The sequence below is a fragment of the Burkholderia sp. BCC0405 genome (assembly GCF_902833075.1).
GTDB lineage: Bacteria > Pseudomonadota > Gammaproteobacteria > Burkholderiales > Burkholderiaceae > Burkholderia.
In genome coordinates, this window is the sequence record NZ_CADFEO010000020.1 from 100,488 (window position 1) to 122,868 (window position 22,381).

Sequence of the window (22,381 nt, forward strand, 5' to 3'; positions counted from 1 at the left end):
GGGCATGACGTGACATGACGCGCGGGCGGCGGCGCTTGTCGCTGCCCTGCCGATCATGCGAAAAAGCCACCGGGCCGTCGGGCTCCGGTGGCTTTTTCTTTGGTGGTACACGGCCGGCACGTCATATGGATCTTGCCGGCGATGGTGCAGCAGGCTTGCCATATGTGTACGTCAACGCCGCATCGCCGTGACCGGCGGCGGTATGACGTTACTTGCCATCGCAGCACTTGTTAGGGCAATCGGGCAGGAAGGAAATTTCCACACGCCGCCCATTGTCCACGTCGCCATGCGAGTAGACGCGGGCGCTCGTCTTGATGGTCCCGCGTAAAAAACCTAGTTGCTCCAACAGCGCATACGCGGTTTGCATTCTTGATTGCGCAAGGGCCAGTGCGCTCCGTTCACTTTCCTCGGCATGGCCACTAATCAGTGTTGTTTCTTTGGTGAAGTGATTGGCGTAATGGATTTTTTGGTCAGCGGCCCATTTTGCAATGCGGGCGATTTCTGAATTCGATATGTGCGAGCTATCTCTCGAGAAGTAGATGTCAAAATTCTCGCTGGCGATGCATGCAAATGCCGGATTGGAGGTGAGAAGGCTTAGGCCGAGAATGAACTTAAGCATTGTAAATTACGTATCCCGCAACACTGTCGGCATTGTTTATTGCTTGATTCGGATGGCATCCCATTTTCAATAAATGGAATGGCTATCTGGAGACACTATTCCAGATAAGAAACGTCGATCAATCGGACGAATATGATTCAGTACCGCTAACTTCTATTGCTAGTTCAATTCCGCGTATTGCATCGGCCGCGCGTTCGGGAATGCATGGGTCAGCTTATGGGGCCGTGCGATTTCCTGGAGGGCGTTACGCATTCGTTACGTGGCAGTCCGAGGGAGACGCGGACAGGGAATGGTGCAGTATCCCGCTTTGATGAAAGATTGGGGGCACGAGGGGAATATGAGTACGCGAGTTGCAAGTGCGTTGGCGCAATCGTGGGTACTCAGTCCCTGCGACGCACGCGCAGCAGGAACTTCTGCAGCTTGCCCGTCGGCGTGCGCGGCAGCGCCTGCGCGAACGTGAATTCGCGCGGGATCTTGTACGCGGCCAGCCGCTCGCCGCAGAACGCGCGCAGCGCGTCCGCGTCGGGCACGGCGCCCGTGCGCAGCACCACGTGCGCCACGACCGTCTCGCCCCAGTCAGGATGAGGCGCGCCGACGACGGCTGCCTCGGCGATGTCCGGGTGCGCGCCGAGCACGTCCTCCACTTCCTTCGAATAGACGTTCTCGCCGCCCGTCACGATCATGTCCTTCAGCCGGTCGACGATGAACAGGTAGCCATCCTGATCGATCCGCGCGATGTCGCCGGTGCGATACCAGCCGTCCGGCGCGAACGCGGCGCGCGTCGCGGCTGCATCGTCGAGATAGCCGAGCATCATGCTGTCGGTCTTCAGCCAGATCTCGCCGGTCTCGCCCGGCTGCGCGTCGATCCCGTCCATCCGCACGACGCGCAGGTCGACGCCCGGGCCGCCCTGGCGGCCGATCGAACCGGCCTTCGCGATCTGCTCGTCCGGATACAGCGTCGTGCCGGCCGGTCCCGCTTCCGTCATGCCGTACACCTGGAAGAATGCGTCGCTGCGATACGCACGCGCGAGACGTTCGGCCTGCGCGGGGCCGATCGGGCCGCCCCCATACAGCCAGGCGCGCACGCTCGACAGGTCGAACGCCGCGAAGCCGTCGACCGTGTCGAGCGGCAGCAGGTACGACACCGGCGCGCCGAAATACAGCGTCACGCGCTCGCGCTCGACGGCCTGCAGGAAGCGCAGCGGATGGTATTCGCGCAGCAGCACGACGGTGCCGCCCGCGACCAGCGTGCCGCCGAACCAGTTGTTGAGCGGCGACGCATGCCAGATCGGCATCGCCATCAGCGTGCGCTCGTGGCGGCCGATGCCGGTCGCGAGGGCCGCCTGCATCGCCGCGAGCGTCACGGTGCGGTGGCTGTGCACGCAGCCTTTCGGGTGGCCGGTCGTGCCGGACGTGTAGAGGATCTGCGCGAGGTCGCCGTCGGCCGGCTCGATGCCCGCGAGGCCGTCCATCGTCGCGCACAGCGTGTCGAAGCACGGCACGCCGTCGAGCTCGCCTTCGGTCACGAGCCGTCGCGCGGGATGCACGATGCGTTCGGCCACCGGCGCGAGCGCCACGTCGAACAGCAGCGCCTTGCTGCGGCTGTGTTCGAGCACGTAGTCGACTTCCGGCGCCTGCAGCTTGTGGTTGATCGGCACGAACGTCGCGCCGAGCCGCCACGCGCCGAACATCAGGTCGACGAAGGCCGGCGTGTTGAAGCACATCGCGGCGACGCGGTCGCCGGCCGCGACCCCCAGCGCGCTCAGCACGGCTGCCGCGCGGTGCGAGCGCTCGCGTGCGGCAGCATAGGTGATCGTCGCGGATTCGCTGACGAGGAACGGCTTGCCGGGCGTTGCACGGGCGGCGCGGTCAAGGGCGGCGACGAGGTTCATCGGGGCTCCGGGCGGGCGATCGAGGGCGAACTGGGCCGTACTGAGTGATCCGAAACGACGTCAGGCCGGATACGCGCGCTGCAGCAGCGCGTCGACGTCGATCGCGTGCGGATCGAAGCCGCCCGCGATGCGGCCCCAGTCGGGCGCGGCGAGCCGCGTCGCGACGAACGCGTCGGCGACGGCCGCCGGTGCATCGCGGCGCAGCAGGCACGCCTGCGCGACCACCGCGAGCCGTTGCGCGAACACGCGGCCCGATGCCTCGAGCGTGTCGGCCGGCGCCGCGAGCATCGCGCGCAGCGCATCGAGCGCCGCGCGGATGCGCGGTTCGCCCGCGCCGAGGTCGGCGAGTTCGGCGAACAGCGCGGCGGCCGCGTCGGGCTCGCGCGATATCGCGCGCAGCACGTCGAGGCACATCACGTTGCCCGAACCTTCCCAGATCGAGTTGACGGGCGCCTCGCGGAACAGCCGCGCGATCGGGCCGTCGTCGACGTAGCCGTTGCCGCCGAACACTTCCATCACCTCGCCGGTCAGCTCGACCGCGCGCTTGCATACCCAGAATTTCGCGGCGGGCGTGACGATGCGCTTCCATGCGCGTTCGCGCGGCGAGTCGTCGCGCTCGAACGCGTCGGCGAGACGCATCGAGAGGGACAGCGCCGCTTCGCTTTCGAGCGCGAGATCGGCCAGCACAGTGCGCATCAGCGGCTGCTCGGCAAGTGCGCGGCCGAACGCATGACGCTGGCGCGTGTACGCGATCGCCTGCACGACGCCCTGGCGCAGCATCGCCGCGCTGCCGAGCACGCAGTTCAGCCGCGTGTAGGTGGCCATCTCGATGATGGTCGGAATGCCGCGGCCTTCGTCGCCGAGCATGATGCCCCACGCGTCGTTCAGCTCGACCTCGCTGCTCGAGTTGCTGCGGTTGCCGACCTTGTCCTTCAGCCGCTGGATCTCGACCGCGTTCTTCGTGCCGTCCGGCCGCCAGCGTGGCACGTAGAAGCACGACGGGCCGCCGGCTTCGGTGCGCGCGACGACGAGGTGCGCGTCGCACATCGGCGCGGAGAAAAACCACTTGTGGCCGCGCAGCAGGTATTCGCCGCCGCGTCCGCCCGCGCCGACGGCGGTCGCGAGTGTCGTGTTCGCGCGCACGTCCGAGCCGCCCTGTTTCTCGGTCATGCCCATGCCGAACCAGATCGAGCGCTTGTCGGCGACCGGCACGTCGCGCGGATCGTAGTCGTCGCTGTAGAGCTTGTCGTGCAGCAGCGCCCACAGCGCAGGCTCCTTCTGCAGCACCGGGATCGCGGCCTGCGTCATCGTCGCCGGACACAGCGTGCCGGCCTCGATCTGGCCGTGCAGGTAGAAGCCGGCCGCGGTCGCGGCCCAGCGGCCGCGGCGCGACTCGCGGAATGCGAGCGACACGAAGCCTTCGTGGCGGTATTGGCCGAGCAGGGCGTGCCAGGCCGGGTGGAAGTCGACGCGGTCGATACGCCGGCCGCGCCGGTCGAAGGTGTTCAGCTCCGGCGTGTGGCGGTTCGCTTCGTCGGCGAGCCGTGCGGTGTCGGCGCTGCCGAGCCGCGCGCCGTACGCGTCGAGCTGCGGTACGGCCCAGTCGGCGCCCGCGCGGGTGAGCGCGTCGCGCAGCGCGATGTCCGTCGCGAAGAGGTTATAGTCGACCAGTTCGTCGAACTGGTTCGTGACGGCGTGAGTCGATTCGGTCATCGAGGTTGTCTCCGGTCTCATGCTTCGCGGGCGGCCGGCGCCATGCCGCACGGATGGCGCTTCGGCGCCGGTTCCGGCCCCCGGTAAAACGCATACCCTGCTGATTTTCAGAGTAGCAAATATGCCGCCGCGACATGTTCAGGTTCCGGCGCCGCCCGGCCAGCCGGCGGCGCAACCCGCGCCCGCATTGCGCCGCCGGCCGCGCCAGTCGCGCGCGCAGGCGAGTTCCGACGCGCTGCAGCAGGCGTTCGTTCAGCTTTTGCTCGAACGCGGCTACGCGAAGGCGACAATCCGCGAAATCGCGGCTGTCGCGGGCGTCAGCATCGGCACCTTCTACGAGTATTTCGGCGACAAGCAGAGCCTCGCGGCGCTCTGCATCCACCGGCACGTGCAGGCGTTGGCCGACCGGCTGCGCGACGCCGTGGCGCGGCTGCGCGGCGCGCCGCGGGCCGAAATCGCCGCCGCGCTCGTCGACCTGCAGGTCGATGCGATCGGCGCCGACGCGGCGCTGTGGGGCGTGCTCTTCGCGCTGGAGCGGCAGGTGTCGCCGCTCACCGCGTACCGCCGGCATTACGACGCGTACGTCGCGCTGTGGCGCGACGCGCTCGCGCACGCGGCCGATCCGCCGCCGGCCGCACGGCTCGACGGGCTCGCGCGGATGGCGCACGCGATCTGCTACGGCGGTCTCTCGCAGGCGCTGCTGACGCTCGGGCCCGCGTTCGACATCGCCGCGCTGCGCGACGAACTGCGGGCCGTGCTGCTCGCCTACCTGGCCGCGGCCGGCCGGTAGCATTTCCGAGGGCCTGTTCACGCTAGTAACGGGCTTGCGAACGAGCCTTGCCGGCTATCCCCCAAGGGGACTTCCTTCGGGCGCGTGCAAGAAGCAAGGAGCGCCGTTTGGTCGAGCCAGACAAGCGACGCGCGACGCCGCAATGCGGCCGGCAACGCACGTTCCCTTATTTGGAAAAAATCATTCGTGGGGCCAGCGCAAGCCCGTCATTAGCGTGAACAGGCCCTGGAGGAAATGCCTGATTCGCATGTCGCTCTGGCGGCCTAGCCTTGCCGCTGCGCGCATCTCTTCGCGAGCCATGAGAAAAATGCATGGCCGCCATGACGAACTTTCGATTGTCCGCCGATATTGGCTCGGGCTAAATCTTGCGGCAGATGCAGGCCGTGCGCGGCCTGCCCGAAGGACATCAGAAGGAGGAGTCATGCGAAGCGCGACCGCGCCCCGTTCGAAACTGCCCGACGTCGGGACGACGATCTTCACGGTGATCGGCCAACTGGCTGCTCGGCACGATGCGTTGAACCTGTCGCAGGGTGCGCCGAATTTCGCGCCCGATCCGGCGCTCGTCGAAGGCGTTGCGCGCGCGATGCGCGACGGGCACAACCAGTACGCGCCGATGGCCGGCGTCACGGCGCTGCGCGAGCGGCTCGCCGAGAAGACCGAGGCGCTGTACGGCACGCGCTACGACCCGGCCACGGAAATCACGGTGATCGCCAGCGCGAGCGAAGGGCTCTACGCGGCGATCAGCGCGCTCGTGCACCCGGGCGACGAGGTGATCTACTTCGAGCCGTCGTTCGACAGCTATGCGCCGATCGTGCGGCTGCAGGGTGCGACGCCGGTGGCGATCAAGCTGTCGCCGGAGCATTTCCGCGTGAACTGGGACGAAGTCGCCGCGGCGATCAACCCGCGCACGCGGATGATCATCGTCAACACGCCGCACAACCCGACCGCGACCGTGTTCTCGGCCGACGATCTCGAACGGCTCGCGCAGCTCACGCACGATACCGGCATCGTGATCCTGTCCGACGAGGTTTACGAGCACGTCGTGTTCGACGGCGCGCAGCACCAGAGCATGGCGCGCCATCGCGAGCTGGCCGAGCGCAGCGTGATCGTGTCGTCGTTCGGCAAGTCGTTCCACGTGACGGGCTGGCGGGTCGGTTATTGCCTCGCGCCGGCCGAGCTGATGGACGAGATCCGCAAGGTGCACCAGTTCATGGTGTTCGCGGCCGACACGCCGATGCAGGTCGCGTTCGCGGAGATCCTCGCACGCCCGGACAGCTATCTCGGCCTGTCGGCGTTCTACCAGGCCAAGCGCGACTTGCTCGCGCGCGAACTGGCCGATTCGCGTTTCGAGCTGCTGCCGAGCGAAGGCTCGTTCTTCATGCTGGCGCGCTTCCGGCACTTCTCGGACGAGCGCGACAGCGATTTCGTGCTGCGCCTGATTCGCGACGCGCGCGTCGCGACGATTCCGCTGTCGGCGTTCTACACCGACGGCACCGACGCTGGCGTGATCCGGCTCAGTTTTTCGAAGGACGACGCGACGCTGGTCGAAGGCGCGCGGCGGCTGCGTTCGCTGTAACCGTACGGAAACCGGCGACGAGGACGTCGCATCGACCAGACCAGGAGATCACGATGAAGCACACGGCCACCCTGAAACTCGCATTCGCACTCGCGTGCGCAATCGGCTCCGGCGCGGCGCTCGCCGACGCGCAGACGCTGCGCTTCGGCCTCGAGGCGCAATACCCGCCGTTCGAATCGAAAGCGCCGAACGGCGACCTGCAGGGCTTCGACATCGACGTCGGCAATGCCGTCTGCCAGACGGCGAAGCTGTCGTGCAAATGGGTCGAGACGTCGTTCGACGGCCTGATTCCCGCGCTGAAGGGCCGCAAGTTCGACGCGATCAATTCGGCCATGAACGCGACCGAGCAGCGGCGCCAGGCGATCGACTTCACGACGATCATCTATCGCGTGCCGACCCAGCTGATCGCGCGCACCGGCAGCGGCCTGCTGCCGACGCCGGAATCACTGAAGGGCAAGCGCGTCGGCGTGCTGCAGGCATCGATCCAGGAAACCTTCGCGAAGGCGCACTGGGAGCCGGCCGGCGTCGCGGTGGTCGCGTACCAGGACCAGAACCAGGCGTATGCGGATCTCGTGGCGGGCCGCCTCGACGCGACGCTCGTGCTCGCACCGTCCGGCCAGCGCGGTTTCCTGTCGCGTCCGGACGGCAAGGGCTTCTCGTTCGTCGGCCAGCCGGTGCACGACGACAAGATCCTCGGCAGCGGCATCGCCTTCGGGCTGCGCAAGGGCGACGATTCGCTGAAGGCGAAGCTCGATGCGGCGATCGACAAGCTGAAGGCGGACGGCACGGTGAAGTCGCTGGGCCTGAAGTATTTCGGCGATATCGACATCTCGACGAAGTAAGCGGAGCTGGGCGCGATGCCGAATCCGAACCCGGCCGCCGTGGGCGGCGAACAGGACGGCGCGTCGCTGTCGGGTGACGCGCTCGATGCCATGCTCGTCGCCGAACTGGGCGATGCGCTCGTCACGCGTTCGGCCGACATCGATCCGCGTTACTTCACCGCGTACAACGAGCCGGCCGGCGTGCGGCCGCGCGCGCTGGTGCGCCCGCGCAGCGTCGACGACGTGTCGCGCACGCTCGCGCTGTGCACGCGGCTCGGCCAGCCGGTCGTGCCGCAGGGCGGGCTGACCGGGCTCGCGCGCGGCGCGGTCGCGCTCGGCGGCGAGGTCGTGCTGTCGATGGAGCGTTTCGCGGGCATCGAGGCGCTCGACGCGGCGGCCGGCACGATCACCGTACGCGCCGGGACGCCGCTGCAGACGGTGCAGGAAGCCGCGGAGGCGGCGGGTTTCACGTTCGGCGTCGATCTGGGCGCACGCGGCTCATGCCAGATCGGCGGCATGCTCGCGACCAACGCGGGCGGCACGCGCGCGATCCGCTACGGGATGATGCGCGAGCAGGTGCTCGGGCTCGAGGCCGTGCTCGCGGACGGCACGGTCGTGTCGTCGATGAACCGGATGCTGAAGAACAACGCGGGCTACGACCTGAAGCAGCTGTTCATCGGCAGCGAGGGAACGCTCGGCGTCGTCACGCGCGCGGTGCTGCGGCTGCATCCGTTGCTCGCCGCGCCGGCCACGGCGCTTTGCCGCGTGCGGGACTACGACGCGGTGGTCGCGCTGTGGAACCGCGTGCGCACGCTGCCTGAGGTCGTCAGCTTTGAGGCGATGTGGCCCGCGTTCTACGACTACGTCGCGCGTCATACGCCGGGTGTATCGGCACCGTTTGTCGGCGACGCCGGCTTCGCGATCCTGATCGAATGTGCGACGAGCGCACCGGGCGGCGACGCGAACCAGGCGCTGGAAGCCGGTCTCGCGGCGGGGTTCGACGCAGGGCTCGTGGAGGATGCGGTGATCGCGACGTCGGAGCGGCAGGCGCGCGACCTGTGGACGCTGCGCGAAGGGCTTGCGATCGATGCGCTGCCGCATCTCGTCAACTTCGACGTGAGTCTGCCGACGGGCGAACTCGGCGCGTTCGCCGAGCGCTGCGAGGCGGCGTTGCGCTCGCGCTGGCCGGACGTCACGTGCCTGTTCTTCGGCCATGTCGGCGACGGCAACGTGCATATCGGCGTGTCGCTGGCCGGGATGACCGACGTGGACCTCGATGCGCTGGATCGCTGCGTGTACGCGGTGGTGCGCGACATGGGCGGCTCGGTGTCGGCCGAGCACGGGATCGGTGTGCTCAAGCGTCCCTATCTCGCGCACACGCGCAGCGACGCGGAAATCGGATTGATGCGACGCCTGAAGGCCGCGCTGGATCCGCTCGGCATCCTGAATCCCGGCAAGGTGCTTTGATCGGGGCGATGCCCGTTGCCGGCGGGGGCGGCCGGCGCGACGCGTCAGCCGTCCACCCAGCGCAGCGCGCCGATCTTCAGGTGTTCGACGACGCTGCGCGCCCATTCGAGTTCGGCATTGAGCAGCACGAGCGCGTGCTCGTTCTGCAGCAGGAACAGGCGCGGCACCTGATCGGCCTGCGCGGTGGCGCGCAGCGTTTCGAGGCGCTCGCGCTCGGCGTCGAGCCGGGCGATCCGAAGCTCGAGCTGGTGGCGAGCATCTTCGGCGTCGAGTAGCGGCAGGAACGCGAGACCGGCGCCGAATGCCGGAAATTCACGCGCGGGCTCCGCGAGCAGCGCATGCAGCCACGCCCGCCCGGCCGTGTGCCCTGTCTCGGTCAGCGCATACAGCGTGCGCTCCGGAAACGCGCCGTCGCGCTCGGTGTCGTGCACGACGATCATCCCGTCGCGCAGCAGCCGGTCGATCGTCTGATAGAGGCTCGTGCGCTGGCGCACGTTGACGACTTCGTCGTACCCGCGCGCTTTCAGTTGCTGCAGCATCCCGTATGGATGCATCGGCGTTTCGGTCAGCGTCGCGAGGACGGCCAGCGCGAGCGGGGACGGACGACTGGTGGACATGAATAGTTATTCAATATCTAGTGTGAATATGACTATTCTCAACCAGACTATCATATTTCACAAGGGTTTCAGCCGAGGTGCGAGCGTTTCGCGGCCGGGGCGACGGTTTCCATCGTCGCGAGACCGTGCACGATGCCGCAATCCTCGACCGAATGCTCGCCGACGCACTGGCGGCGCAATTCGATGAGCTGGTTGCGCAGATGCGTGAGCTCCGCGAGGCGCGCGTCGACGTGCCCGATGTGGTCGTCGAGCAGCGAATTGACCGAATCGCACGGATCGGCAGGCATGTCGGTGAGCTGCAGCAGCGCGCGGATTTCGTCGTGCGCCATGTCGAGCGCGCGGCAGTTGCGGATGAAGCGCAGCCGTTCGACATGCACGTCGGTGTAGTTGCGGTAGTTCGAGTCGGTGCGCTCCGCGTCCGGCATCAGTCCCTCTTTCTCGTAGAACCGGATCGTCTCGGGCGTGCAGCGGGCCGCTTTGGCCAGTTCGCCAATCTTCATGCCTTTCTCCCGTGTAAGGGTTGACCTTGTAGTGGCTTCAGGGTGTTAACTCTACACCGTCAAGCCATAAAGGAGGTTGTCATGACCGACGCCCAGCGTACCCACGACTCACGACACCGTCATGCCGACGACGCCGATACGTGCTGCGCCGACCCGCGCGACACGCAGCTGGCGACCGTTGCCGACGCGGTGCCGGCGGCCGGCGAGCACGCGCACGGCAAGGCCGCCTCGCGCGGCCACGACCACGATCACGGCCATGCACACGACGAACCGCATGTGCAGGGTGCATCGTGCTCGCACGGGCATGCCGAGCATGGCGATGCTGGCCACGATCACGATCATGCGCACGACCATGCCGGGCACGACCACGACCACGACCACGACCACGACCACGACCACGCGGCCGGCGACTGCTGCGCGCCAGCCGCGCTGACGCTCGCGCCGCTGCCGGTCGCGCAGGCGACCGCGTCGGGCCACGTGCGCTCCGCGTTCCGGATCATGCAGATGGACTGTCCGACCGAGGAAACGCTGATCCGCAAGAAGCTCGGCGGGATGAGCGAGGTGTCGGCGCTCGAATTCAACCTGATGCAGCGGATGCTGACCGTCGAGCACGTGCCGGGCGCGCAGCCGGCGATCGAAAGCGCAATCCGCACGCTCGGGATGACGCCCGAGGCGGCAACGGCCGGCGCATCGGCGCAGCGCGTCGCCGACGCACCCGCGAAGCCGTGGTGGCCGCTGGCGCTGGCCGGCGTCGCCGCGATCGCGTCCGAAGGCGCGACCTGGGCCGGCCTGCCCGTGTGGCTGTCGGCGGCGCTCGCGCTCGCGGCGGTGCTCGCGTGCGGGCTCACCACGTACAAGAAGGGCTGGATCGCGATCCGCAACGGCAACCTGAATATCAACGCGCTGATGAGCATTGCGGTGACGGGGGCGATGGCGATCGGCCAGTGGCCGGAAGCCGCGATGGTGATGGTGCTGTTCACGATCGCCGAGCTGATCGAAGCGAAGTCGCTCGACCGGGCGCGCAATGCGATCCAGGGCCTGATGCGGCTCGCGCCGGACACCGCGACCGTGCGGGACGCCGACGGGTCGTGGCGCACGATCGAGGCCGCGCGGGTGGCGCTCGGCGCGGTCGTGCGCGTGAAACCGGGCGAGCGGATCGGGCTGGACGGCGAAGTCGTCGCGGGCCGCTCGACGGTGAACCAGGCGCCGATCACCGGCGAGAGCCTGCCCGTCGAAAAGACGACCGGCGACGCCGTGTACGCGGGCACGATCAACGAATCGGGTTCGTTCGAATATCGCGTGACGGCCGTCGCGGCCCACTCGACGCTCGCGCGGATCATCCATGCGGTCGAGGAAGCCCAGGGCGCGAAGGCGCCGACGCAGCGCTTCGTCGACCAGTTCGCACGCGTCTACACGCCGATCGTGTTCGCGGTCGCGCTGCTGGTCGCGGTGGTGCCGCCGCTCGTCATGGGCGGTTCGTGGCAAGACTGGATCTACCGTGCACTGGTGCTGCTCGTGATCGCGTGCCCGTGCGCACTGGTGATCTCGACGCCGGTGACGATCGTGTCGGGGCTCGCGGCCGCGGCGCGGCGCGGGATTCTCGTGAAGGGCGGCGTGTACCTGGAAGAAGGGCGCAAGCTCGCGTGGCTCGCACTCGACAAGACCGGCACGATCACGCACGGCAAGCCGGTGCAGACCGACTTCGACCTGCATGCGGACGATGCTGATGCGGCACGTGTCCAGCATCTCGGCGCGAGCCTCGCGGCGCGCTCCGATCACCCGGTGTCGCAGGCGATCGCCACTGCTGCCCGCGACGCCGGCGCGACCGCCTTCGCCGATGTGCAGGACTTCGAAGCGATCGTCGGGCGCGGCGTGCGCGGCGCGATCGACGGCACGCGCTACTGGCTCGGCAACCACCGGCTCGTCGAGGAACTCGAGCGCTGCTCGACGGCCCTCGAGGCGAAGCTCGATGCGCTCGAGCGGCAGGGCAAGAGCGTCGTGGTGCTGGTCGACGAAGCGCGCGTGCTCGGCATCTTCGCCGTGGCCGACACGATCAAGGACACGAGCCGCGAAGCGATCGCCGATCTGCATGCGCTCGGCATCCGCACCGCGATGCTGACCGGCGACAACCCGCATACCGCGCAGGCGATCGCGCAGCAGGCCGGCATCGACGACGCGCGCGGCAACCAGTTGCCGGAAGACAAGCTCGCGGCGGTCGAGGAACTGTCGGCGAGTGGCGCGGGCGCGGTCGGGATGGTCGGCGACGGGATCAACGACGCGCCGGCGCTCGCGCGTGCCGACATCGGTTTCGCGATGGGCGCGATGGGTACCGACACGGCGATCGAGACGGCCGACGTCGCGCTGATGGACGACGACCTGCGCAAGATCCCCGCGTTCGTGCGGCTGTCGCGTGCGACGCATCGTGTCCTGGTGCAGAACATCGGCTTCGCGCTCGGCGTGAAGATCGTGTTCCTCGGCCTCACGGTCGCGGGGCTCGGCACGATGTGGATGGCGGTCTTCGCCGACGCGGGCGCAAGCCTGATCGTCGTGGCCAATGGCTTGCGGCTGCTGTCGTCCTCCGGGGCGTTCGGCGGCGCGCAGGCCAAGCGTTGAGGAGCACGCGATGAGCTTTCTGAAACGAATCCTGGGCGGCCATGGCGGTGGGCATGGCAACAGCGGAAGCGGAGGCGGGCATCACGGCGGGCAGCGCCGGGACGGGCATGGCGGCCACGATGCGCGCGGCCGCGATCGTTACGGTTGGGGCTGGCAGGCGCCGGCCGACGGGCAGGGCGGCAACGTGCCGCTGAGCCAGCTTGCGTGCGCGGGCTGCGGCGCGCTCAATGCGGCGGATGCGCGTTTCTGTGCGCAGTGCGGCGCGTCGCAACGCGCCAAGGCTTGCAGCCGCTGCCACGCGGCGCTGGCTGCCGACGCGCGTTTCTGCCCGGGCTGCGGGACGCAGGCCGGATAACGCGCGATCTCCGGTGTGATTGCCCGCATCGGAACCGTCGCCGAGAGCATGGTGCCTGCAACGGGCGTCGTCCTGGAACAGCGCGCCGGCTCGCCCCGGCACCCCGGCCCTTCGATCAGCGCAGCGGCAGGTAGATCTCGGTGCGCAGGTCGGCCGGCGCCGCATCCATCGGCGTATTGAGGTACAGCTCGAACGGCGGCGCGTCGGCGGCTTCGCGGCCCGAGTGACGCAGCCAGTCGCCGTAGAGCCACTGGTAGGCCGTCTTCAGGTCCGCATACGGCCCCGTATGCAACAGCACCGCATATTCGCCGCCCGCCACGGTCACGCGCTCCACCGGCGGCGCGGGTTCGATGTCCGGCGCGCTGTCGGCCGGCATGAAGCAGGCCTTCGCGCGCAACTGCGCTTCGGGCGTCGTGTCCGGATCGTCGTAATAAATGCCGATCATCTTCGCGCCGGGACCGATCAACCCGTGCTGCCCGGCCCACGCGCCGATCTGCATGAACGCTTCGCTGACCTTCAAGTACGAACCGGTGTGCGCTACCGCGTAGCCGTGTAATTCGGGTAGCTGCCGGATGTCGACTTCATGCTTGAACATATCTTCTTCTCCTCGCTGTAGCGGATAGATGGGCCGGTGGCTGCCCGTGCGCCGGTGCTGCACGGGCGGCACGCCGTATGCGTCGCGAAACGCCCGCGTGAACGCGGGTGTCGAACCGTAGCCCGCGCGCCACGCGATTTCGTCGATCGGCCGCGTCGTGCAGACGAGATCCTCGGACGCGCGCACGATCCGCATCCGCCGCATCGTCGGCACGATCGACTCGCCAAACCGCGCGCGATGGACGCGCTGCCAGTGATACGGCGACAGGCACGCGACTTCGGCAAGCCGGTTCAGGTCGGGCGGGCCGTCGAGGTGCGCGCGAATGCACGCGTGGACGCGCCACGCTGGCCGCGTAACGAACCCAGGCGGGCTGGCCCGGTTTCGTTTCGACGGCCATCGGCGTGTCCGGGCGGGAACCGACGTCACGGTAGCGCGGACCGAATCGACCAATCTTGCGGAAATGCGCATGAGGCCGACAAAGCCGGCCCCATTTTATGGCGAAATGGGGTCTTGCCCCCCCGTGATCTATGACTAAAGTTAAAGACGGTGAAATCGGATGATCGCGTCATTTTTCTCGGGTAAGTTGCTCTGTCGGGGCAGCACGTTTTCGAAGTACGCAGGTAGTTCGTCGATGTTCAATCGCAACACCACGTTTTCGGGAGAAGAAGAAATGGATGCTTCCAGCTTCATCACGTCGCTGCAGGCCACGCTAGGGGGGTATCTGCCAAAGATCGCCGGCGCGATTGGCATCCTGGTGATCGGCTGGCTGATCGCCGTCGTGGTGCGGGCCGGCGCGATGCGCCTGCTCGGCGCGCTGAAGGTCGATCAGCGGATCAACGAAAGCACCGGCCAGGGCGCCTGCGTCGAGCGCATCATCGCAGGCGGCCTGTTCTGGCTCGTGCTGCTCGTCACCGCGGTGGGCATCTTCAACGTGCTCAACCTGTACGCGGTCTCCAACCCGTTCTCGCTGCTCGTCACGCACATCGTCAACTACCTGCCGAACCTGATCGGCGGCGGGGCGCTGACGCTGATCGCGTGGCTCATCGCGTCGCTGCTGCGCAGCCTCGCGAACCGCGCGCTGAAGGCGAGCAAGATCGACGACAAGCTGTCCGAAGGCGCCGGCATGCGGCCGATGAGCGGCTATCTCGGCGACGTGCTGTTCTGGCTCGTGATCCTGATGTTCCTGCCGGCGATCCTCGCGTCGTTCGCGTTGTCGGGGCTGCTGTCGCCGGTGCAGGGGATGGTCGACAAGCTGCTCGCGATCGTGCCGAACCTGTTCGCGGCCGCGGTGATCGGCCTGGTCGGCTGGATCGTCGCGCGCGTGCTGCGCGGCCTCGTGACGAACCTGCTCGTCGCCGCGGGCGCCGACCGCCTCACGCAGCGTCTCGACAGCCCGACGCCCGTGCGCGTGTCGAGCCTGATCGGCACGATCGTCTATGTGTTCGTGTTCGTGCCGACGCTGATCTCCGCGCTCGACGCGCTGAAGATCGACGCGATCTCGGTGCCGGCCACCAACATGCTGAACCAGTTCCTCGGCGCGGTGCCGGACATCGTCGCGGCGATCGTGATCGTGCTCGTGACGTTCTACTTCGCGCGCTTCGTCGCGTCGCTCGCGCAGAAGCTGCTGGAAGCCGCGGGCGCCGACGGGCTGCCGGCCGTGCTCGGCGTCGAGCGCGTGTTCTCGGGGATCCTGCAGCCGTCGGTGCTGGTCGCGCGGCTGATCGTGTTCTTCGCGATGCTGTTCGCGTCGGTCGAAGCGGCGAACCGGCTCGGGTTCTCGCAGGTGCGCGACGTCGTCACGCTGTTCATCGAATTCGGCGGCCACGTGCTGATGGGCGGCGTGATCCTCGTGATCGGCGTGTGGCTCGCGGGCCTCGCGCGCCGCGTGATCGAGCAGGCCGACCGCGAGCACAGCGTGCTGTTCGCGCGCATCGCGCAATTCGCGATCCTCGGCCTCGTGTTCGCGATGGGGCTGCGCGCGATGGGCATCGCGAACGAGATCGTCCAGCTTGCGTTCGGCCTCGTGCTCGGCGCGATCGCGGTGGCGGTGGCGCTGTCGTTCGGTCTTGGCGGGCGCGAAGCGGCCGGCAAGCTGCTCGATCGCTGGTTCAACCAGCGCAGCGGCGGGCAGTAAGCCTGTCGCGTGCCGTCCGGCCGCTTCGCGCGGCCGGCGGCGGTGGCCCGCAGGGCGCGGTCGGGCGTGCGCGCCCGGCACATCGGCGCGCGTCGCATGGCCGGCCGGGCCGGCATTTCCGTCAGCGAAATGTCAGCCGCGATCTTTGCCGAATTTCGATAACACGTCGTTTAATGACTCTCTAGCATCGATTCTCAGTCGCGCAGGCCGCCAGGCCCGGCGCATTTGAGGAGAGAGTCCGATGAAAGCAGAGTCGAATGGCCGGCCCGCCGCCGGCGCCAAGTCGTCCGGCCAGCCCGCGCTGCAGCAGACGCTCGGGACCTGGCAACTGTGGGGCATCGCGGTCGGCCTCGTGATTTCCGGCGAATACTTCGGCTGGAGCTACGGCTGGGCGAGCGCCGGCACGCTGGGCTTCGTCGTCACCGCGCTGTTCGTCGCGGCGATGTACACGACCTTCATCTTCAGCTTCACCGAGCTGACGACGTCGATCCCGCACGCGGGCGGCCCGTTCGCGTACGCGCGCCGCGCGTTCGGCCCGACGGGCGGCTATCTCGCCGGCGCGGCGACGCTCGTCGAGTTCGTGTTCGCGCCGCCCGCGATCGCGCTCGCGATCGGCGCGTACCTGCACGTGCAGTTCCCGGGGCTCGAACCGAAGCATGCGGCGATGGGCGCGTATCTCGTGTTCATGGCGCTGAACATCGTCGGCGTGCAGATCGCCGCGACCTTCGAGCTGGTCGTCACGCTGCTCGCCATTTTCGAGTTGCTGGTGTTCATGGGCGTCGTGTCGCCGGGCTTCGCGTGGAGCAACTTCATGAAGGGCGGCTGGTCGGGCGTCGATCATTTCAGCGTGGGCGCGTTCCACGGGATGTTCGCGGCGATCCCGTTCGCGATCTGGTTCTTCCTCGCGATCGAAGGCGTCGCGATGGCGGCCGAGGAGGCGAAGAACCCGAAGCGCTCGATTCCGATCGCGTATGTCGCCGGGATCCTGACCCTCGTTGCACTCGCGATCGGCGTGATGGTGTTCGCCGGCGGCGCGGGCGACTGGACCAAGCTCGCGAACATCAACGACCCGCTGCCGCAGGCGATGAAGTACATCGTCGGCGCGAACAGCGGCTGGATGCACATGCTCGTGTGGCTCGGGCTGTTCGGGCTGGTCGCGTCGTTCCACGGGATCATCCTCGGCTATTCGCGCCAGATCTTCGCGCTGGCCCGCGAAGGCTACCTGCCGGAGTGGCTCGGGAAGGTGCATCCGCGCTTCAAGACCCCGCATCGCGCGATCCTCGCGGGCGGCGTGGTCGGCATCGCGGCGATCTACAGCGACGAGCTGATCCAGTTCGGCGGCCAGACGCTGACCGCGAACATCGTGACGATGTCGGTGTTCGGCGCGATCGTGATGTATATCGTGAGCATGGCGTCGCTGTTCAAGCTGCGCCGCTCGCAGCCGAAGATGGCGCGGCCGTTCCGCGCACCGCTGTACCCGATCTTCCCGGCATTCGCGATTCTTGCGGCGCTCGTCTGTCTCGGTACGATGGTGGTCTTCAACGGGCTGGTCGCGCTGGTGTTCGTCGGCTTCCTCGCGGTGGGCTACGCGTACTTCCTCGCGACCCGTTCCCAGCGCGCGAGCGCGCCGGGCGACGTGCTGCTGGAGGAATGAGCATGGCGAAGGTGAACGGCCGTTCCTGACGGCATCCGGCGCGCCCCGTCGAACGGGCGCGCCGTCGGCTTTTGGCAAGGAGACTCGCAGATGTCCTATACGGAGACGATCGGCCCGCGCACGTACCGCTTCGCGGACCTGAAGACGCTGCTCGCGAAGGCGAGCCCGCTGCGTTCCGGCGACCAGCTCGCCGGTGTCGCGGCGGCGAGCGAGGAGGAGCGCGTCGCCGCGAAAATCGCACTCGCGGGCGTGCCGCTGAAGGCGTTCCTGAACGAAGCGGTGATCCCGTATGAAGACGACGAGGTCACGCGCCTCATCGTCGACGATCACGACGCTGCCGCGTTCGCGGAAATCTCGCACCTTACCGTCGGCGATTTCCGCAACTGGCTGCTGTCGCCCGTGGCCGACGGCGCGGCGCTCGAACGGATCGCACCGGGCCTCACGCCCGAGATGGTCGCGGCCGTGTCGAAGCTGATGCGCAACCAGGATCTGATCGCGGCGGCGAGGAAGCGCCGCGTGGTCACGCGCTTTCGCAACACGGTAGGGTTGCCGGGCCGGATGTCGGTGCGGCTGCAGCCGAATCACCCGACCGACGACGTGAAGGGCATCGCCGCATCGATGCTCGACGGGCTGATGTACGGCTGCGGCGACGCGATGATCGGCATCAACCCGGCCACCGACAGCCTCGCGGCGATCGTGAAGCTGCTCGCGATGATCGACGGGTTCCGCGAGCGCTATGGCGTGCCGACGCAGTCGTGCGTGCTCACGCACGTGACCAACACGATCGCGGCAATCGAGAAGGGCGCGCCGGTCGATCTCGTGTTTCAGTCGATCGCGGGTACCGAGAAGGCGAACGCGAGCTTCGGCATCTCGCTCGCGCTGCTCGGCGACGCGCGCGAGGCCGCGTTGTCGCTCGAGCGCGGCACGGTCGGCAACAACCTGATGTACTTCGAGACGGGGCAGGGCAGTGCGCTCTCGGCGAACGCGCACTTCGGCGTCGACCAGCAGACCTGCGAAGTGCGCGCGTATGCGGTGGCGCGCAAGTTCGAGCCGTTCCTCGTGAACACGGTGGTCGGCTTCATCGGCCCTGAATACCTGTACGACGGCAAGCAGATCATCCGCGCGGGCCTCGAGGATCACTTCTGCGGGAAGCTGCTCGGCGTACCGATGGGCTGCGACATCTGCTACACGAACCACGCGGAAGCCGACCAGGACGACATGGACACGCTGCTGACGCTGCTGGGTGCGGCCGGCATCAACTTCATCATGGGGATTCCGGGCGCGGACGACGTGATGCTGAATTACCAGAGCACGTCGTTCCACGACCAGCTGTACGTGCGCGAGGTGCTCGGCCTGCGCCGCGCGCCGGAATTCGAGGAGTGGCTGGAAACGATGGAGATCGCCGACGCACACGGTGCATTGCGCGCCGCGACGTCGCGTGTGCCGCTGCTCGCGGGCGCGAACGACTGGATGGGGATTTCGGCATGAGCGACGCCGTCGAGAAGAACCCGTGGGCGCAGTTGAAGGCGTTCACGAACGCACGGATCGCGCTCGGTCGCGCGGGCAACAGCCTGCCGACCGCGCCGCTGCTCGCGTTCAACCTGTCGCATGCGCAGGCGCGCGACGCGGTGCACCAGCCGCTCGATGCGGACGCGCTGCGGCGCGAGATCGAGACATGCGGGTTACCGACGCTCGGCGTGCAGAGCGCCGCGCCGGACCGCGACCACTATCTGCGCCGGCCCGACCTCGGCCGCAAGCTGTCGGATCACAGTCGCGGGCAGCTGGCCGGCTATGGCGCGGCGCTCGACGACGCACCCGACGTCGTGTTCGTGGTCGGCGACGGGCTGTCGGCGTTCGCGGCCGCGAAGCAGGCGTTGCCGTTGCTGCAGGCGGTGCGGCCGCGGCTCGATGCGGACGGCTGGCGGATCGGCCCGGTGGTGGTCGCGACCCAGGCGCGCGTCGCGCTCGGCGACGAGATCGGCGAGCTGCTGCGCGCGCAGGTCGTCGCGATGCTGATCGGCGAACGGCCGGGGCTCAGCTCGCCGGACAGCCTCGGCGTGTACCTGACGTGGGCGCCGAAGGTCGGTTGCCACGACGCGCTGCGCAACTGCATCTCGAACGTGCGGCCCGAAGGGCTGCCTTACGCGGCGGCCGCGCACAAGCTGCATTACCTGATGACGCACGCGCGCAGGCTCGGGCTGACGGGCGTCGGGCTGAAGGATGACAGCGATGCGTTGCTGCCGCAGGCGCAGGCGGAGCGGATCGGGGCGGACTGATACGGGCCGTGCGGGCCGCTGGTGCGCGGCGGTATTCGCGCAGTTCGAGCGGCTTGCGGGCGGCTACCTGAACAGCCGCTCGCACAGGAAATCGACGAACACGCGCAGCTTCGGCGACAACTGCCGGCTCGAGGGCCACACGATCGAGAACTGCCCCGGCGCGATCCGGTAGTCGTCGAGCACGGTGACGAGCGCGCCGCGTTCGAGCGCGTCGTGCGCGAGGAAGTCGGGCATGTAGCCGATGCCGAGCCCCGCGAGCACGGTGCCGCGCAGCGCTTCCATGTTGTTGCAGGTCAGCGCGGTGCGCAGTTTCAGCGGCGTGCCGTCGTCGGCCGCGAGCGCCCAGTCCTGCAGCTTGCCGGTGGTCGGGAAGCAGTAACGCACGCACTCGTGCGTTTCGAGATCGCGCGGCGTGCGCGGCGTGCCGGCCTGGGCGAGATACGCGGGCGTCGCGCACAGCACGAACGCGAACGGGCCGAGCCGCCGCGACATCAGGCTTGAATCGGACAGCGGGCCGCTGCGGATCACCGCGTCGAAGCCGCCTTCGACGACATCCACCATCCGGTCGTTGAAATCGAGATCGAGTTCGACGTCCGGGTAGCGCTGACGGAATTCGGGCAGCACCGGCAGCAGGAACCGGTAGCCGATCACCGGCAGGCTCACGCGCAGCTTGCCGCGCGGGCGCTGCGCCGACGCCGTGACAGTCGCTTCCGCATCGCGGAAATCCTCGAGGATCCGCTGGCAGCGTTCGTAGAAATGCCGCCCTTCTTCGGTGAGCGTGACGCGCCGCGTCGTGCGGTTGAACAGGCGCACGCCGAGCGACTGTTCGAGTTTCGCGATCGTCTTGCCGACCGCCGACGCCGAGATGCCGAGCGCGCGGCCGGCGGCGACGAAGCTCAGCGCTTCCGAGGTGCGGACGAAGGCGACGATGCCGGTCAGGTTGTCCATCGAATCGAAGGGCGTGCGCCAACGCGCGTAGTCGAGTGAATTGCGGAATTCTAGTCCGTTATATGCGGAACTTTGCGTGGTTTTTTGCGGATTGAATCGGATTTATCTTCTGTCGCTCTGGCGGCGCATCCGCGCCGGCTTTTCGAGGAGCGATGATGGATCACCCTTTTTCAGCCGCTTCAGACCTGTCGGCGCGCCGGCGCGCGTGGGTGCTGGCCGCCGTCTGCATGGCTGCCGTCGCGCTGCCGCTGTCGTTTTCGGGCGGCGCGGTCGCGACGCCGGCGATCGGTCGCGACCTGCACGGCGGCACGGTCGCGATGAACTGGATCACCAACGCGTTCATGCTCGCGTTCGGCAGCTTCCTGATGGCGGCCGGCGCGCTGGCCGACCAGTTTGGCCGCAAGCGGCTGTTCGCGATCGGCGTCGGCGGTTTCACGCTGATGTCGGTTGCGCTCGCGTTCGCGCCGTCGATGCTCGCGGTCGACCTGCTGCGCGCCGCGCAGGGGCTCGCGGCAGCCGCGGCGCTCGCGGGCGGCACGGCCGCGCTTGCGCAGGAGTTCGACGGCGCGGCGCGCACGCGCGCATTCAGCCTGCTCGGCACGACCTTCGGCATCGGGCTCGCGTTCGGGCCGGTGCTCGCCGGCGCGCTGATCGGGCATGTCGGCTGGCGCGCGATCTTCGTCACGAGCGCGGTGGCCGGCGGGCTGTCGCTCGTATTCGGGCTGCCGCGCATGCACGAGTCGCGCGACCCGCATGCGACGGGGCTCGACTGGCCCGGCACGACGGCGTTCACCACCACGCTGACGCTGTTCACGTTCGGCGTGATCGAGGCGCCGGCGCGCGGCTGGTCGAGCCCGCCGGTGATCGCGCTGCTGGCCGGCGCGGCGCTCGGCGCCTGCGCGTTCGTCGTGATCGAGACGCGGGTCGCGCGGCCGATGCTCGACCTGTCGCTGTTCCGGATCGCGCGCTTCGTCGGCGTGCAGGTGCTGCCGGTGTCGACCTGCTGCTGCTATATCGTGCTGCTCGTCGTGTTGCCGTTGCGCTTCATCGGCATCGACGGTTTCAGCGAGATCGACGCCGGCTGGCTGATGCTCGCGATTTCCGCGCCGATGCTGGTCGTGCCGTTCGTCGCCGCGACGCTCACGCGCTGGCTGTCGGCCGGCGTGATCTCGGGGCTCGGGCTCCTGATCGCGGCGGCCGGGCTCGTGTGGCTGGGCATCGCGCTGCGCGGCGGCGCGGGGCCTGCGGCGATCGCGCCGATGCTCGCGATCGGCGTCGGCGCCGGGATGCCGTGGGGGCTGATGGACGGGCTGTCGGTGAGCGTCGTGCCGAAGGAGCGCGCGGGGATGGCGACGGGGATCTTCAGCACGACGCGCGTGGCCGGCGAGGGGATCGCGCTTGCAGTCGTGGGTGCGGTGCTGGCCGCGCTCGCGCGGGCGGGGTTGGCGCAGGCGGCGGGTGCTGCGGGCACACCCGACGCGACGCTGCGTGCGGCTGCGCGGCTCGCGACCGGCGATCTCGCGGGTGCGGCGGCGGCGCTGCCGGGTGTCGGGCATGCGGCGCTGCTCGCGAGTTACACGCATGCGTTCGATCGGTTGCTGACCGGGCTGGCGGTCGTTACGGTGCTGTGCGCGGGGGTGGTGTTTGCGTTTCTCGGCGCGCGGCCGGCGGCAGCTGAAACGGGTGACGACACCGACGAGCACGCGCATACCGACGTGCCGGTGCGCAGCCGGATCGAAGCGGCGTGTGCGCAGACGCACGGGCGTTGAGCCGCGCGTCGTCGCGCACGGGTGCTCCGGCCACGGCGGCCG

General features: G+C 68.4%; 17 protein-coding genes and 1 pseudogene. 11 read left to right on the plus strand and 7 right to left on the minus strand.

Annotation, left to right across the window (positions count from 1 at the left end; translation table 11 throughout):
* Positions 1 to 208: 208 nt before the first annotated feature.
* The 3 genes from HWX36_RS28090 to HWX36_RS28100 all read right to left on the minus strand — a co-directional run bounded on the left by HWX36_RS28090 (position 209) and on the right by HWX36_RS28100 (position 4,224).
* Positions 209 to 619: a hypothetical protein gene (locus tag HWX36_RS28090; RefSeq protein ID WP_175956662.1), complete on the minus strand. Its 411-nt coding sequence runs from the start codon at positions 617 to 619 to the stop codon at positions 209 to 211.
* 380 nt (positions 620 to 999) lie between these two features.
* Positions 1,000 to 2,511, minus strand: coding sequence for an AMP-binding protein (locus HWX36_RS28095; RefSeq protein WP_175956664.1), 1,512 nt, complete (start codon positions 2,509 to 2,511; stop codon positions 1,000 to 1,002).
* A 60-nt stretch (positions 2,512 to 2,571) separates the two neighbouring features.
* Entirely contained in the window at positions 2,572 to 4,224 is a 1,653-nt protein-coding gene (locus tag HWX36_RS28100; protein ID WP_175956665.1) for an acyl-CoA dehydrogenase family protein, read from the minus strand.
* Between the two features lie 121 nt (positions 4,225 to 4,345).
* Here HWX36_RS28100 and HWX36_RS28105 point away from each other — a divergent pair, with 121 nt between their 5' ends.
* The 4 genes from HWX36_RS28105 (at position 4,346) to HWX36_RS28120 (ending at position 8,878) form a co-directional block, all read left to right on the plus strand.
* Positions 4,346 to 5,014 (plus strand): TetR/AcrR family transcriptional regulator, encoded by a 669-nt coding sequence (locus HWX36_RS28105; protein WP_175956667.1) that lies wholly within the window; start codon positions 4,346 to 4,348, stop codon positions 5,012 to 5,014.
* A gap of 421 nt (positions 5,015 to 5,435) precedes the next feature.
* Positions 5,436 to 6,590 (plus strand): pyridoxal phosphate-dependent aminotransferase, encoded by a 1,155-nt coding sequence (locus HWX36_RS28110; protein WP_175956668.1) that lies wholly within the window; start codon positions 5,436 to 5,438, stop codon positions 6,588 to 6,590.
* 53 nt (positions 6,591 to 6,643) lie between these two features.
* Positions 6,644 to 7,432 carry an ABC transporter substrate-binding protein gene (locus HWX36_RS28115; protein WP_175956670.1) on the plus strand — a complete coding sequence of 263 codons (789 nt, stop codon included), beginning with the start codon at positions 6,644 to 6,646 and terminating at the stop codon, positions 7,430 to 7,432.
* A 15-nt stretch (positions 7,433 to 7,447) separates the two neighbouring features.
* Positions 7,448 to 8,878, plus strand: a complete 1,431-nt coding sequence (locus HWX36_RS28120; protein WP_175956671.1) for an FAD-binding oxidoreductase — start codon at positions 7,448 to 7,450, stop codon at positions 8,876 to 8,878.
* Positions 8,879 to 8,922: 44 nt separating this feature from the next.
* On the opposite strand, the gene HWX36_RS28125 is transcribed toward HWX36_RS28120, so the two are convergent.
* A complete protein-coding gene (locus tag HWX36_RS28125; protein WP_175956673.1) occupies positions 8,923 to 9,495 on the minus strand; it encodes a PadR family transcriptional regulator in 573 nt (190 codons plus the stop codon).
* Positions 9,496 to 9,563: 68 nt separating this feature from the next.
* Complete coding sequence (gene cadR, locus HWX36_RS28130; protein ID WP_175956675.1) at positions 9,564 to 9,995, minus strand: Cd(II)/Pb(II)-responsive transcriptional regulator; 432 nt, start codon at positions 9,993 to 9,995, stop codon at positions 9,564 to 9,566.
* An 81-nt stretch (positions 9,996 to 10,076) separates the two neighbouring features.
* On the opposite strand from cadR, the gene HWX36_RS28135 reads away from it, so the two are divergent.
* Positions 10,077 to 12,608 (plus strand): heavy metal translocating P-type ATPase, encoded by a 2,532-nt coding sequence (locus HWX36_RS28135; RefSeq protein WP_175956676.1) that lies wholly within the window; start codon positions 10,077 to 10,079, stop codon positions 12,606 to 12,608.
* 10 nt (positions 12,609 to 12,618) lie between these two features.
* On the plus strand, positions 12,619 to 12,963 hold the full coding sequence (locus tag HWX36_RS28140; RefSeq protein WP_175956678.1) for a zinc ribbon domain-containing protein: 345 nt from the start codon (positions 12,619 to 12,621) through the stop codon (positions 12,961 to 12,963).
* A 115-nt stretch (positions 12,964 to 13,078) separates the two neighbouring features.
* On the opposite strand, the pseudogene HWX36_RS28145 reads toward HWX36_RS28140, so the two are convergent.
* A pseudogene (locus tag HWX36_RS28145) lies at positions 13,079 to 13,955 on the minus strand (AraC family transcriptional regulator).
* A 273-nt stretch (positions 13,956 to 14,228) separates the two neighbouring features.
* Here HWX36_RS28145 and HWX36_RS28150 point away from each other — a divergent pair.
* From HWX36_RS28150 to eutC, 4 genes are all read left to right on the plus strand, one after another.
* Positions 14,229 to 15,692, plus strand: coding sequence for a mechanosensitive ion channel (locus tag HWX36_RS28150; protein WP_175956682.1), 1,464 nt, complete (start codon positions 14,229 to 14,231; stop codon positions 15,690 to 15,692).
* Positions 15,693 to 15,933: 241 nt separating this feature from the next.
* Entirely contained in the window at positions 15,934 to 17,346 is a 1,413-nt protein-coding gene (gene eat / locus HWX36_RS28155; protein ID WP_175956684.1) for an ethanolamine permease, read from the plus strand.
* Positions 17,347 to 17,436: 90 nt separating this feature from the next.
* Entirely contained in the window at positions 17,437 to 18,834 is a 1,398-nt protein-coding gene (locus HWX36_RS28160) for an ethanolamine ammonia-lyase subunit EutB (RefSeq protein ID WP_175956686.1), read from the plus strand.
* Positions 18,831 to 19,622 (plus strand): ethanolamine ammonia-lyase subunit EutC, encoded by a 792-nt coding sequence (gene eutC, locus HWX36_RS28165; RefSeq protein ID WP_175956688.1) that lies wholly within the window; start codon positions 18,831 to 18,833, stop codon positions 19,620 to 19,622. Before HWX36_RS28160 ends, eutC begins: the two co-directional genes overlap by 4 nt.
* A gap of 63 nt (positions 19,623 to 19,685) precedes the next feature.
* On the opposite strand, the gene HWX36_RS28170 is transcribed toward eutC, so the two are convergent.
* Positions 19,686 to 20,570, minus strand: coding sequence for a LysR family transcriptional regulator (locus HWX36_RS28170; RefSeq protein WP_175956690.1), 885 nt, complete (start codon positions 20,568 to 20,570; stop codon positions 19,686 to 19,688).
* Positions 20,571 to 20,725: 155 nt separating this feature from the next.
* Here HWX36_RS28170 and HWX36_RS28175 point away from each other — a divergent pair, with 155 nt between their 5' ends.
* Complete coding sequence (locus HWX36_RS28175; protein WP_175956692.1) at positions 20,726 to 22,339, plus strand: MFS transporter; 1,614 nt, start codon at positions 20,726 to 20,728, stop codon at positions 22,337 to 22,339.
* Positions 22,340 to 22,381 lie beyond the last annotated feature (42 nt).